4 protein-coding genes are annotated in these 15,135 nt (G+C 45.5%); all 4 read left to right on the top strand.

The features are described from left to right. The first annotated feature begins 183 nt into the window (after positions 1 to 183). The 4 genes from FQV37_RS06365 (at position 184) to FQV37_RS06350 (ending at position 15,122) form a co-directional block, all read left to right on the top strand. A complete protein-coding gene (locus FQV37_RS06365) occupies positions 184 to 3,606 on the top strand; it encodes a BRCT domain-containing protein (protein ID WP_160021729.1) in 3,423 nt (1,140 codons plus the stop codon). Positions 3,607 to 3,708: 102 nt separating this feature from the next. After that, complete coding sequence (locus tag FQV37_RS06360; RefSeq protein WP_160021728.1) at positions 3,709 to 11,430, top strand: HEAT repeat domain-containing protein; 7,722 nt, start codon at positions 3,709 to 3,711, stop codon at positions 11,428 to 11,430. After that, complete coding sequence (locus tag FQV37_RS06355; protein WP_160021727.1) at positions 11,427 to 13,679, top strand: hypothetical protein; 2,253 nt, start codon at positions 11,427 to 11,429, stop codon at positions 13,677 to 13,679. Before FQV37_RS06360 ends, FQV37_RS06355 begins: the two co-directional genes overlap by 4 nt. Positions 13,680 to 13,682: 3 nt before the next feature. Then, complete coding sequence (locus FQV37_RS06350) at positions 13,683 to 15,122, top strand: reverse transcriptase family protein (protein WP_160021726.1); 1,440 nt, start codon at positions 13,683 to 13,685, stop codon at positions 15,120 to 15,122. Positions 15,123 to 15,135 lie beyond the last annotated feature (13 nt).

Here is a 15,135-nt window from a genome sequence, read left to right as displayed (position 1 = left end):
GTTAAGTTTGCCTCATAACAGTTATTATTGTCAATATATAATTGCAAATAAAATCGTGCGCGACGCTATATGTCGCAGACCATATATTTCCTTACAAAAGTCCTTGATATTTTCTGTGAAACGCGCTTTTATGGTGCTACAAAATTACGCGCACTGACAAAATAGAAATTAAGGCAAATTTCTATGAGTCTGTCATTTTCACAAATTCAGCAAGCTTGGCAAGTCCAAGATCCAAGTTTGGTCGATAAATTATGTACATTGGCAACTCAAGCTGTTGCGATTCCTGAAACACCCATCCCTGAGCATGAGCTTACTTTTGATCGGTTTTTAGATAAGATATTTAGTCATCAGTTTCGGGAGCAACACCCCGAAGTACAGTTTGCAGAGCGCGTGGCAATGATTGTCAAACTGGAAGCAAACGAAGGCGTTTACCCCCTCCCAGATCGCTACAAAATCCACATAATACTGACCGCACTGTGGGAAGATGGCAGCGCGTATTCTAGAGCCATCTTAAAACAAGCCATTACAGCTTTGCCAGTCAGCTATGGTGTGTGGAAGGGTTTAAAGTGTATTTATAAACAAGCTGAATTTTCTCAAGATTATGAGATTTTTGGACAAATAGCTGCCAAGATTGATTTGCAGCGTTTTAATCAAACCGCCAACTCTGCGGTCAGCCTAGCTACAAAAACCTATATGAGCCTTAGAGCATGGCGTTATTTGCGTCAACTGGGACAGCAAATGCCAATTGGCTATATTGATGCTGCCGTCTCTGTACTCGCCAGCTATGACGCAGCCATGACGGCAGGCAGCCTTGAACAAACAAACAGCTGGGTACTCAATCATATCTGCTTCCATAACAGCCTTGATTATGGCGTCAATCGATTTAGCAGCCGCTCACCTCGCAAGCTTTTTGATGCTAAAGGTCGCGCGTTCTCTGAGGCGTGGCAACGAGACCCAGAACCACTTATCCAGCTATTGGCTATCGCCAAAAACGAGGCTATCAGACAGTTCGCAACCGATAGCCTAAAACACGACTTTAAGACCCAATTACGTGATGTGAGTGGTGAGACGCTACAATATTTATCTGCCGGACAAGCGCACAGCAAAGCGCGTGATGAGATGATAGTTTGGCTATTGGAAAACTCACCGCATTTTGAAAAGTCTAAATTTCAAACATTGGGCTTGCATCAAGTGGTACTGCAGCTACTCCATTCACACTATCCTGCCGCCTATCAATATGCGATTGGCTATGCCAAAAGCTACGCTCAAGACTTATCGCTCACTGAACTGATGCTACTGGCAATGTCAGATTATGAGCCTGTTAGAGCATTTGCTATCAACAATATCTTAAGTCGTGATCCTGTTGCTTATATCGGTGTCAACGGTTGGGGTCAGCTATTAGACACAGAGCATCACTATCAAACCGCGAGCAAACAACTTAGCAAACACTTTACAAGGCGCGATTTGACCCCTGAGTGGTTTTTTGAACGACTGACTAGCGGTAGAACACACAGCGTAAAGTTTGCGATAAAAAAACTGCCTGAGCTTTATAGTGCCAAAGAGCTAGGGACTGAATACTTTATTAGCGTTGCCCAGCAGCTTGACATACCAGAGCAACAGGACTTCTCTGCTCATAATGGTAGTTACTACAATGCTAGTGATTGCAATGACAGCTACTGCATGGACTTTACGTTGGACCAGCTCAGACGTTTGGATTTGAGCCAAGTAAATGCGGCAGTATGGCAAACACTGCTATTACATCCACTATCACAATCGACTATTACCGATTGGTTTGATGAAGATATACTGTCAGCCGCGACGCTTGATATGAGCTATTGGCATGCACTTGCCTATGAGCCTGATTGGCAAGTGAGTGAATATGTTGAACAATTAAAATCTGCTGACACTCCTATTAAAAACTGGCAAAAGCACTTGGCCTTTGATGAGTACTTAGCAGAAAACGTGAGGAATTGGCTATCTGATGTGCGTCGGTTTGCGCCGATAGATTTAGGTTTCGACTGGCTTATGAACCTTGCGCATAGCGAACAAGCACTCTATCGTGAATTTGCGATTGAACGCATTAACAAAGGGTTCTTGCCTGCCGACTTTATCGCATATCTCGACAGCAATGAAGGCGACTCTACTGACAATGCTTCCAGTAACAGCACTGACAATCAAGACTCGAGTAGCGACGCTGCTACTGAAGTAGATTTAACCGGCCAATGCTATTTATTCACGGGCAAGATGCAAAGCATGACTCGTGGCGAGGCCGAAAAAGTTGTGAAAGCAGCTAATGGTGCCATCAGTGGTGCTGTTAATGGCAAGTTGGATTATCTAGTCATCGGTGATGATGGTTCACCGTTATATGGCAATGGCCGTAAAGGTGGCAAGCAAGTGAAAGCCGAAAGCTTAATCGCCGATGGTGCGCCGCTAAAGATTATTTCCGAAACTGCATTTTTACAGATGCTGAGTGGTCAATCGAGAGAGGTGTCTGAAGACGATACTTTTGCAGGTGCCAATGCACTGTGGCATATGGCAACAGATGACGCCACTGCACCCATCAGTGAGCTTGCGATCAGCTACCTTAGTCATCATCATGAACAGATCTGTATGGCACTGACAGACAGACCTGTCGATCCTGATGCGATTGTTCCTTCTTCGTTTTTTGATGCGGAGCGTGTCATTCCTTTGTTGCAACACCGTAACAGCCAGCTGCGAGCATTTGGCTTATTACTGAGTGAGTATGAGATGGCGACATGGCAACCGACGCCAGCCCTATGGCTGATGATGGCAGAATCTCCCTATACTGAGGTCACGCAACTGCTAAAGCGTGCGCTATTGGATAAGCCATCCGTTGCCAATCGACATTATCACGTTCAGTCAGCACAATTGAATGCTGGCATGTTGAATACGTTGATTGAAAGCAAAGCGCGAGTCGCTCGCCAAATCGGTATCACCTTACTGCAGCGTCATGCCAATTTCCAAGATGTGCAGTCTTTATATCGATTAACCCAAAGCACAGACCGAGAAGTACGTTATGCCGCCGTGACCATGCTATGGAAACACTATAAGGCGCGTCACGTATCCCCAAACTGGCAACCAACCAGCACCGATAAAGATGTTGTCAAAAATACAGACAGCAGTAATCAACCAGTCATAACAGAGCAGTCAGATAGATGTTTGGCACGCTTGCCTGCAGAAATCGATCAGCTACTAATGCTGCTACGCCGTGGTCTTTTTGAGCTACCACCTGGCCGTCTAGGCGGTTCGCAAGAGCCGGCTGCTAGTGACAGCAGTAAGCATAAACAACAACGCTACTCAGATAAAAGATCAGCATCATCACAGTCATATGAGGCAACTGAGTCAGATAGCAATATCACGCTAAAACCCATATCTGCGAGTCGTGCCAAATTGGCTTTGATTGAGACTTTTCGTGATGTGGCATTGGCTGACAGCACCTTTGCAGCGCTCATTATGCCAACACTATTCACCTTTACGCACTCGGCAGGCAAGATGGAGCGTCATGCGTGTTTGGTTGCCGTCACGCGGCTATTGCATCGCTATCCTGAGCTATCTAAAAATCTGCAGCCAGTGGCATCGGCTTAACGGCTTTGGCAAACAGATATAGATAAATAGCTACTAGCAAGCTTTTATATTCAAAAAAAGATACTCAAAAAAATATGACGTCACCTCAACTGAGATAACACCATGAAAACAATAACACTCCCCTATTGGGGTCAAATTATGGGCTTAGTCAGTAAGGCCAACAGTACCCAAGCGGCAACTCAAAAGACAACCAAGCAAGATGGGCGCAGTCTTTTTATTACTCGCCAGCAGCAAGCATCTGCTACGGTCTTATACGTCCTTGATCAACAAGGTGAACAATTTAGCTTATCGACAACTGTGCTGCCTTGTGCGATGCAAGCCATCACCAAAATAGATGACAGCACTATTATTATGATTGGTGATGATGGTCATCTTTATCAAACGGATTGGCAAGCCAAGAAAGTTAAGAAGACCAGTGCCAAATCCTTGCTCGATGCACCTAAAAATAACAACAATGCTATAGGCCATGCTGTAGCAATGGCACCACTACAATATGCGTTGGCTATTCTATACCCAAAACATATCGTAGTATGGCCTTATCAGGAAAGCCAAGCCAGCAGTACTGTCATCATTGAACCTTATTCGTCTTCTATAGCAGTATCAAGTAAGGAGCCTGCATTAACCGCGCTAACAACGTCAAGTGATGGCTCGTGGCTCGTGGTGGCAGATAAAGCAGGAGATGTTAGTAGCTATCAATGGGCATCAGATGGTGCTCAGCTTAATCTAAGTAGCCGCAAACAGCTCCATCAAGGTAAAGTGAACGCGCTTTGTTTTGAGCCGGTCGGTCAATACTTCTTCTCAGCAGGTGCAGATAAGTGCTTGTACCGTACTCATGTCCAAGGCGACCTGCACCCTATTGATAGAGCCAAGTCTAGCCAACACAGTGAAATGATCACGGCGCTTTGTGTCTCAGACACACGGTTATTTACCGCAGCAGATGACAAGAGTGTTAAATCGTGGGCATTTGATAAAGGTCAACCAAACAGCTGTAAAGAGGATCTAACCAAGGCTCGACAGATCGTCTTATCTTCTTACGCTGAGCAACCAATGCTCATCGTAGTCAGTGCCGATCAGAGCCTACGTTTCATACCTATTGACCATACTAGAAGTTCGTCACAGAGTAGCACCTCACAAAATAGTACGGCACAAAACAGTAAGCTGCTGCCAGTTACTTATATCATCAAAGACGGCTATCAGAAAATCGGCCAGTTACTGACAGATACCTCAAACAATAACAATGTGTCGTTTAAAGAAGGCCTAGCGCTGCTACAGGCGCAAGCAGATAACCAAACGTTAGAGCTGGTTAAAAAATTACTTGCTGATAGCGACACACTCACGGCCAACCAAGCATTGCAATTGGTACAGTGGATTGCTACTACTAATCTTGATAAAACTGCCCAGGTTTTAGAGCAGCAACTAAGCTCGGCGCACAGTGCAAAAGTACGTCTTGCTGCTTTTCATGCCTTGGCCGACCGCGCAAGTACGGCGAAGCGCCCGCTGCATTATCTAGAAGAAGCCTTTAAAAACCGTTACTACGAAGAAGTGGTGGCTTCTGCGTTACAAGGTTACCTAAAGGTCGCGATGAAGGATGCCACGAGCAAGCGCCGCATCTTACCTATTTTAAGAGAGGCGTTGTCACACAGTTTTGCGAATATTCGTAAGCAAGCATTGGCCTCACTTGAGACACTGTTGCCAGAGCACAGTCCTCAAGCAGATTTGATGGCATTAGACTGCAATCAATCAGACATTGTCCAATCAGGGTTAATTCGTCTGTATCAGCGCGGCATGCTAAACCATCTTGAAGTCTCGCGTCAGTTGATGCTGCTACAGAACCATCGTAATACAGAGATTAGGCAAACGGCATTTTATGTCTCATTACTGTCTCAACCCAAGTTGATAGAGGCGTTAAAACAGCAAGGCGACACGCAAACATTGCGTACCCTGACTGATTTTGATGACTTTCGCTTACTACGCGGCACGCTACTAGATAACGCTAGTACAGCGGCGAATAATAATGTTAAACAATCCGATGAGGCGATCCGTTTAACCTTGTCCACGCAAGATTTTATCTCGCAAGCAGATAGTACCCAAGCATCTAAGTCTAAAAATAAGGCTAAAACGGCCAAATCCAAGAAGCCTACTGCTGAATCCATAAAGCTAGGCAATGACACGTTAGAGCCCTTATTACAAAGCTTAAGCAATAGTCACGAAGATATCAGTTTCCGAGCGGCTTATGCGCTGGCTTGCCTACAAGACAAACGTGCGTTTGGTACTCTGATTAGTCTGATGAGCCATGAAGACAGTGCCATCATCCGTGCTGGTGTCGCCACCGCGCTTGGTCATTTAAATATAGAAGACGCCAAAGCAGTCCTATCGACATTACTAGACGATAAAGACGCTGGCGTGCGACAAGTGGCTATGCAAGCCTATGGCAAATTGGCAGACAATGCATTGTCTTGGGCAGCGACGGGTTTTGCTTCTAAACATCAAGACATTCACGAGCAGTCTTTAGCGCTGTTTTTAAAGCATGTTGCACCAGATAGCTCAAATAGTGGTGATAATAGCAGTGATAAAAGCGCTCAGATGTCGTCAGAGATGACAGACATATTGCTACAGGCATTGAATAATCCTTTTACCAGCATTCGGTTAGAAGTGGTTAAAGTTCTATTAAACCGCCAATTTAAGCAGTCATCTGACACTATTTCTAAAAACGTTTCTGACAGCGCCATCGTTGACATCATTGAGCTATTGCAGCAGAGCCTCTTTGAAGATGTGCATCAAGTGGCGATAGAAGAATGGCAACGACTGTTGCTAGCGATGAATTCGAAGCATAAAACAAATAAAATTGAAGAAACGAATCACCAAAAGACTAATCAAGCTGTCTTAACCTTGTTTTTTGCAGATACGTTTGCCGCTATTCGCAAACAAGCCTTTGACATCGCACTCAAACAAAGCAAGCATTTAGGGTTTGCTGACGTAATGTTAAACGCACTTGCCAGCCCTTATGCGGATACCAAGCAACTGGCCCTTACGACAGTGCAAGCCAGAGCGAATACGACTCAGCTGACACAACTGATGCCAGCTCTCGTGGTTATGTTCGCTGATGACAGTATTGAGCTGCGTAAACAAGCTTTGACGGTCGCTTTGGCACTAACAGACTTACAGCCTACTATTTTAGCCGATCACAGTAGCCTAGATGATAGTAGCACCGATGATCAATCGAATCATCATGAAGCATTGATTACCGCAGCCTTAAACAGCCCTTATCCTGACATTCAGCTGACAGTCGCTCAACTACTGGCCAGCCAATCTCGTTTATATGCTGACGAAGAACAGGCAAAGCGAAGTGATGAGCAAGCGTACCAAGTCTTTAAGCATTACTTAGATCTACCAATACCCTCTCAGGACAAAAAAAGTGAAACATATACTCAGTGGTACAGTCATGTAGGCCAAGCATTATTTGGTTTATCAAAGCTAGCTTATCCCTCAACATACAACGCGCTTAACTGGTACGATAAATATTTAAACCACCCTGACGCCGATTTTAAATCACTTGCTCCAACACTTACGCAGATAGTTTCTTTTGAGGACATTGATCTACTGGTGAAATGGCAAAAAGATGAGCGCGCCATTATCAGTCAATCAGCCAGTTTATGTTTGGCTATTTTAGGTGATGCTCGCGGGCAGTACTTCCTTACTCATGACATAAGAGACGAAACAGACAATCTTAGTACGCTTATTGCACCGATGACCCCTACGCATTGGCTACAAGCGCAGCACGGTTTAGGTATTACACATGCACGACAATTACAGCCTTTGTTTGAGTCAGAGTCCTATGCAGTAGCAGCCAGACTGTTATTGATATTTGATGATTTACAGAATGGCTTGCAAGGTGGCAGGCAAGCTCCTGAAAAGACCGCTACTAGCACTGTCAGGCCCGATCGACTGATAGAAGCATTAAGCTTTGCTGATAATGACACGGCAGTAGTCTACGCCAACATACTCGCTCGTTACCCGAATGACGTACAACAACGCAATAACCAGCAAGCACTATCGTCAACGTGGCAGTACCTAAGTGATTACTTGTCACGTCAATTAGGCGGTATTTTATCCGCTCACTCTGAAGTCATTACAATGATGATGGATGCCATGCCAAACACGGCAGATAAAGGTGGTATTAAAGGACAGTCGCATAATACGGTCTCTATCCGAGCAAGTATTCTGACAACCGTCAGTACCGAAAACTTACAACAGCTCGCCAACCTCAGTCGACATCATCAGCCATTGGTACGCGCACAAACCATTAGTGTCATTTGTAACTTATCTGAATTACTCGCCCATGACTACTATGACGATGAGGACGATGTTTTTGAGACATTACAAAAATGGCAGCGCAGTTTACAGGCCTTGTTAAGTGCTCACCCAGTTACGACCACTGTTAATGATGTAGCAGGCGATACGCAAACAGTCGATAGCTCTCCTACTGAACAACAAGACAGTTCTGAGTTGCATTATCCTTACCAGTCTCTTGCCTTTGGCGCTTGGATTGGCGTCATACGCGCAGGCGATGATTATTATGCGAATAGCAGCACCACAGACCAAGCCATTCGAGGGCTAATGTGGCTTGCTACTCAATCATCAGAGTTTGACACTAATAACGATGAGGACTGGCGAGACAGTACCAGTCGCGTGTTGTTACCACTACTCAACCACAGTAGTTTTGACACTCGTGAGCTGGCTTGGGCATGCTTGTATGAGCTGGACATGCCAGCCAAAAAGCTGGCTGACTATGCCATGAGCACGCCCTACCGTGATATGGTCAAACGCGGCTTGGATCTATTGCTAGATACCGTAAATAACAATGCCGTACAGCAGCAAAGCAAACCATCGGATACAGTGACTGTCATCAGTAGCGCTGATCAACAACTCATTGATTTGTTAAAAACCAATAATCACACCTTAGCAGAAGAGACCTATCAGCTGCTAAAAGGCCGACTAGGCCATCTGCCAGCCAGCTTGCTTGGGCTACAGACTTATTGTCAGTCGTTACTGCCTCAGATCGTTACTGAGTGGAAACAAGTCATTGTCACGCCTTTTGCAAACAGTCAGTCGCCGTCAGTGCAGCGTCAAGACAAACTGACGTTTTTGCTGCAGGCTGTGAAGGGTGATGATTGGAATGCAAAATATCAAGCACTGAGTCAACTGGTCGAGTTTCATGACGTACTCTTTGCGGACAGCACGCTATTTGATAGTTTATTTGATTTTGCTGAAGACGCTCAGGCCAGTAATGAGAGTTACCGTAGCTGGAACTTGCTTATCGATGCACTCACATCGTACCAGTTCATACATAAGAATGTTTTAGATGGTAGCTTTGAAAGTGGTTTAGAGAGCAGTTTTGATATTGCAACTGCTGAACAGGTTGCCAATGAAGCGCACTTACGATTATTAGCCTTACTTGATGATCCACATATCAACAAACCCAAACAAGTTATCTACTCAGATATCGCTGACCTACGTAACACGCATCTGGCTGCGCCATTACTACAGCGTTTAGAGAATCTGTTTGAGCACACACCGCAAAAAAATAAAGAAGAGCGTAAATATTTATTTGATACCTTAGTAAAAATCAGCGGTTACGATCAAAACGTCGACGACTACCTAGACGAGCGTGAAGACACCCGTTGGTTACAACGTCAGCACCCTAGAAACTCGCAAGTCTTGTTGTCACTGTTTACCACGCTTATGAATCATAGTGATTATGCTCATGCCGCGCAGCTATTACCGTCACTGGCATGGGTACAATCGGGCAACAGTGATTTATCCTCGCGCATTGATACTGCTTTAGCGCTAGCCTACGAGCAGATGCCAGCCAACCATACCTTTAAGTTGGTCGAGGCACTGGCATATCGAGCCAAAAGACGACACGGCAGCATTGCCTCATTACAAAACGCTCTACGCAATAAAGACGCCGATGTGCAATTTGCCGCAGCTGAAGGACTCGCTAAATGCGGTCATGCTGATGGGGTCAATATCTTGATGGCCACGATCGATTATAACCCTGATGCTGAATTCCGCAGCTGCAGTGTGTTAGCCATTGGCGAGTTGCTAGGCAACAGTAACAACCAAAATCAAAATACTCATTCGCCTAATGCTAGCTCGCCTACGGACAATGCTGATAAAAACTTACAGGTTCATACCTTATACAAAGCCTATGATAAGTTAATCAAACTGGCCGAGGACGACGAGCACTACTTACAAGACGTGGCTAGCGAAGCCTTAGGTCGCCTTGCACAAGGTGGTGACTTTGAGCATAGTTCGCATATTTTTGAGCTATTAAGATCGCACTTGTCAGACCCCGCCGTCCATTTCACCAATCCCGCCATTGTCCATTGGTTAAATGGACTGCGCTGGCTCAACACAACGCCTGCTTGGGAACAAATTCGCACCTATATCCGCACTCATATCGATAAAGCCATATTCTTCCGTCCACAAAGGCATGCGGTATGGCTACTGCAGATGAACGATAGCGATGCCAATAAAGCATTAATTTTAGATATCTTAAAGATGAGAAACCTAGACCGTGCAGTGCTTATGGTGGCTTATACTGCGGCACAGAAAACTTGGGGCAGCCTCGCATCGCAGGTTTACCCTTATGATTGGGCAGCCATTCAAAGCTATAACACTGACTTTATAGAAGAAACTGAGCGTTTGAGCCTAAAGCGTATCATTGATAATAGCAGCATCGATGAGCTGACAGCATTTATCACCCAGCATGGCGCGCACTTACCAGCCGACACCTTGATGGCACTGCAAAATGCCATTATGGCCAAGCAAGACATGCCAACATCGCAGCTTACCGCGTTGATTAGCAGTAGTAACATACTGACACAGCATATTGGACTGTGCTATCTGACCCAATATCCGACCAGCTATCTTGATAAAGAGATGGTTGCGATGTTGCAGCAGCGTTTTGACACTGCAAGCGAGCAATGGCACACGCTTATCGATACCATCAACCGCAGTCCGACGACCATCAATAATAGTCAGTGGATTAGCATGGTTGAGCAAGTACGCACCACCATCTCGCAACTGGTGTGGTTAATCATGCGTCATGCGTCCATCAAAACTGCTAAAGGTGCTGTCGATAAAGTAGCAGCCAAGCAGATCGCGGCAATGCTTGAGTGGCTCAATGATGCTCGTCAACCATTGACCATCACCTCTATTCCACTGCTCTCTACGACTGTTAGCGGTTGGTGGCAGCAAGCGCTGTTAGCATTGCTGGCTAGACCTGTCGCTGAAGATAAGATGCTATCAAGCATCGTGCCAACGTTGAGCGTTGTCTCGACAGCAACTCAATCGCAGCTCACTTACGACAACCAATCCTTGCTAGGAACTGTGATTGCTCGTATTGAACAAAGCGGTACATCTACCCAAAAATCCATAATAACTGTAGTAAAGAATGCGCTGAAAAACAATGCGCTAAAACATAACGGCTCGTCTACCGAGATACCAATCAACCAACAGCTACTACAGTGGATCAGAGCAAAAGACGCTGACGCACTTTATCATTGTGCAAGTAATGACAACATGGAGATGACGGTTCGCATCCGTGCTATCGAAGCGCTTGGACAGCTACATGATCCAAATATCGAACAATGGCTGACGATGCTCATGGCACATGAAAATTCAGACATTCAGAAGCTTGCTTATAAAGTACTACGCCGCTGGCAACGTGCCATGATACGAGCACAGCAAAAGCGTCCGTTGGCGTATAGTCAGGACAGCAGTCAAAAAAGCAATCAGGGTGAAGGAGACAGTCAATGACTATAGATAATCAATTAGACCAAGCATCAGAAACAGAGTCAGAAGTAGTGGCAAACACTGATGGCCTGATGATGCAGTTGGACTACGCCGCACCTAGCCAAATCAGTCAAGTTAACGAATCGTCAGACTCACTGTCGGAGGCGCAAACGACCGAACACACTCAGCATGTGGCACTATTTGCTCAGCTGAATCGATCGGAGGTTAACTTCCACGGTAAGGTCAAATCTCCCCTTGTCTTTCGTGACAGTTTGCTAGCGCTGTTTGATGTGGTGAGTAGTGATTATCGCTATGTACCAAAAGACCGCTCAGCGTATACGGTATTTATGCAGATGCGCCGTGCTAGCAGCAATAAAAACCTATTTACTGCGCAGCGTGATTATTTCACGTGGTTGTTCGACAATGACCCACTGGCTTTTTGTATTTTGGACCCGATTATTCAGGTGCATGAGCAAGGTGTTAGCTTTGAGGTGTTTAGCCGTGATGAAGGCTGCTATGCTCAGCTGACCTTGACCAATGAGATTTTTGAGCAAAGTGCCGAAGCTATCCTTGGCACAACAAGCATTGATTACAGTACGGCATTGTTTAACGGTATTGAGAAAATCCGCGATCATCAACAAACGATATTAGACATTGGTCATGAAGCGGTCGGTTTACAATTACTCGAAACCATGCCAGAGACCGCTGAAGCAGATACTGATAGTACAGTAACCACGCCCACCGTGAAAAAACAGATCATAGAAAAGCGCATCAATGTGCCCAAAAGCTGGGTCAGAGCACTTCTGCAAGTACAGTCTGCAGGTCAATTGCCACAAGACACCATCCATCTCGATCCAATCGCGCTATACAACGTGTTGTTTGAGCTGCGCATGCATGCTGATATCAAAGGCAAACGCCGTGGACTATTAATTGAGCTTAGACCTCAGCAGCTGCCGGTGATTATATTAGAACCGTTTGACATCACTGTTACTAGCCAAGTCAGCCAACAGCAAAAGCCCTATCAAGGTCAGCAAGCAAAGCTCATTCGCTTATGGGGTCGCCGTCGTCTCAGCCTATTAAAACGTCTGTTGCCACATACTGATAGCGTTTCAGTATCGCTACTGGGTCAAGGCATGCCAAGCTATTGGACACTAAAAGGTCAAGGCTTTCATTTCACCTTTGCCATGACAGGCTTTAGCCAAGCCAATTGGTCACAGTCGTTAAACTTTGACTTGTTACTGCCAAAGCGCCCACTGCAAAATACATTAGCTGCTATTGAAGGGTTATCAGACAGTAGTAAAGCAACCTTAGATGATAGTAATAATGATAATAACGATGAGCATAATGGCTTGTCTGTATTAATTAAGACACTGGAAAATACCCCTAGTACGCTAGAAGATTTGGTAAAGTCGCTATCAGCAGATGCTTCATTAACGTCTGTGCCTGTTTCTCACTCACAAGTACAGCAGTGGTTACTGTCAGGTACTCAGCAAGGCTTAATTCGCTATGAGATAGCGACGCAGCTGTATCACTACAGACCTTTGAGCCAAGTGCCGCTTGATATGGCACAGTTCGCTTATCACAACGAAGCAGAAAAGCAGGCTTTTGATTTGATTGGCCGTACAGATGCTGTGCAGAAATTCACAGTTGAGACTGTCGCTGTCAAAGGTATTACTATTCGTGCAGATATTCATGTCGAAGAAGACAGACGTACTTATCACAGCCAGCTGCAATTAGGCGATGAAGGGCTAGTTACCAAGGCGGAATGTAGCTGTCCGCAGTACTTGCAACATCGTCTCACTCATGGCGTGTGCGCGCATCTTATTGTGCTACGACTTAGATATAATCAATACGACCCAAACAATACGGGCAATGATAGTTGGCATGACACTCGTGTCTTGAGTAAACGCGTACCGAGTAAGCGCTTTAATCAGCCTAAGAATAAAAAAGAAAGCGTACAAGTAGCATCCAATAGCTCGTTGATGACATTACCTTCTGCACCGACGCTTGATTTAACGGCCTTAGCCCAACCAGCTGCTCAGATACACGCGACTACAAGCGATAAGACACAAGCGTTAACCGCACAAGAGACCGCTATTGCTTATGTTTACATCACCATTGCCCATAAGAAGATTACCATTGAACAAACAATAGGTGACAAGGATACGCGCCAGCAGCTGGTGTTCAATCAGCCTGCTCAAGCCAAAGCCGCATTTTTACAACATATTGCCAGATTTGAAGCCAAAGGCTTTATCGAAAACCAAGGGGTGTAAGGTATGACGACGCAGACAGAGCAGCAGAATGATTATATAACCCCTGTGCCTAATGCCACGCCCTTTGAGCGTCAGTGGCAGCAACTATGGCAAGATATTGAGCTGGCAGGCGGACGTTACCAATATGTTCAGCAGCAGCTAGTCAGTCAAGGCTTTATGGTCGAGCGTCAACCTGTCGACAATATGAGCCCAAAAGAACGGGATCGCTATAAAAAAGCCTTAAAAAAGGAAGCAGCTGAAGAAAAAAGTCTCAAAAAGGCTGCTTGGCAAGCATACAAAGCGCATCACATGGTTTATCTTGGCCGGAAAGTATATTGGACGGACGATACCAGTACCGATAAATGGGATATCAAAGACGCGGCCAATCGGCTGATTGAAAACAAACTGCCACTGCTGCGTAAACATAATGAGTTAGCAGAAGCAGTTAACCTTACCATCCCGCAGTTAAAAGGATTGTGCTATCAAAGAGAGGTTGCCACCAATCTGTCTTATTCGCATTTTACTATTGCCAAACGCAATGGCACAGCGCGTCAAATATGGTCGCCGATACCACGTTTGAAGTTTGTGCAACGCTGGATTTTGCACAATATTTTGAATAACTTAACGACACATGGTGCCGCCCATGGCTTTGTACGTGGCAAATCTATCGTGACTAACGCAGCAGTACATAGCAACAGCGAGCTCCTTATTAAGTTGGATGTCAAAGATTTCTTTCCTAGCGTGAGCTGGCGCCGTGTCAAAGGGGTCTTTCGTCATGCTGGCTACCCAGAGCAAATTTCGACATTACTGGCATTACTCTGTACGGAGTCGCCCAGACAAGTGGTGCAGCAAGATGGCGTTACCTACTATGTGGCATTAGGTGATAGAGCCTTGCCACAAGGCGCGCCTACCAGTCCTGCATTAACAAACATCGTTTGCCTAAATCTTGATCGCCGCTTGACAGGGTTGGCAGAAAAGTTGGGGCTACGTTATAGCCGTTACGCCGATGACTTGACCTTTAGTGTTCCCGCTATTGAAGACACCAAACCCAAATCGAAGGCTAAAACAACGATTAAAGCCACGACCAGCATCGCAAAGAAACAAGCCGATACGCAGCACAATAAGCTAATCGGGCAACTGCTCGGCTCAGTCCATAAGATACTACGCGAAGAAGGTTTTGCGTTGAATAATGATAAAACGCGCGTGATTCGTAAAGGCAATCAGCAACAAGTGACAGGCATGGTGGTCAATGGACAAGGCGTACCCAGGGTATCTCGTCAAATCAAAAAAATGTTGCGTGCAGCCGTTCATAAACTAGAGTCAGGTGGCAAATTACGCGCGGATGAGACTTTAAATACGCTGGCAGGATATGCCGCTTGGATAGCCTCGGCAGAGCCAGAATTGGGACATAGTTATCTAGATAGGATTGAGCGTTTGCAAGTGCAGCAAGAGACACCTGCATAGATATTTATTTATA

The sequence above is a fragment of the Psychrobacter nivimaris genome (genome assembly GCF_009812035.1).
In the GTDB taxonomy this organism is placed as follows: Bacteria; Pseudomonadota; Gammaproteobacteria; order Pseudomonadales; family Moraxellaceae; genus Psychrobacter; species Psychrobacter nivimaris.
The sequence above is the reverse complement of the archived record's forward strand: the minus strand, read 5'-3'. Positions and strand labels throughout refer to the sequence as shown.

Excerpts from the sequence above, each read along its gene's own strand:
- FQV37_RS06355 (WP_160021727.1), top strand. The coding sequence starts at position 11,427 with ATGACTATAGATAATCAATTAGACCAAGCATCAGAAACAGAGTCAGAA.
- FQV37_RS06350 (WP_160021726.1), top strand. The coding sequence starts at position 13,683 with ATGACGACGCAGACAGAGCAGCAGAATGATTATATAACCCCTGTGCCT.
- FQV37_RS06365 (WP_160021729.1), top strand. The coding sequence starts at position 184 with ATGAGTCTGTCATTTTCACAAATTCAGCAAGCTTGGCAAGTCCAAGAT.
- FQV37_RS06360 (WP_160021728.1), top strand. The coding sequence starts at position 3,709 with ATGAAAACAATAACACTCCCCTATTGGGGTCAAATTATGGGCTTAGTC.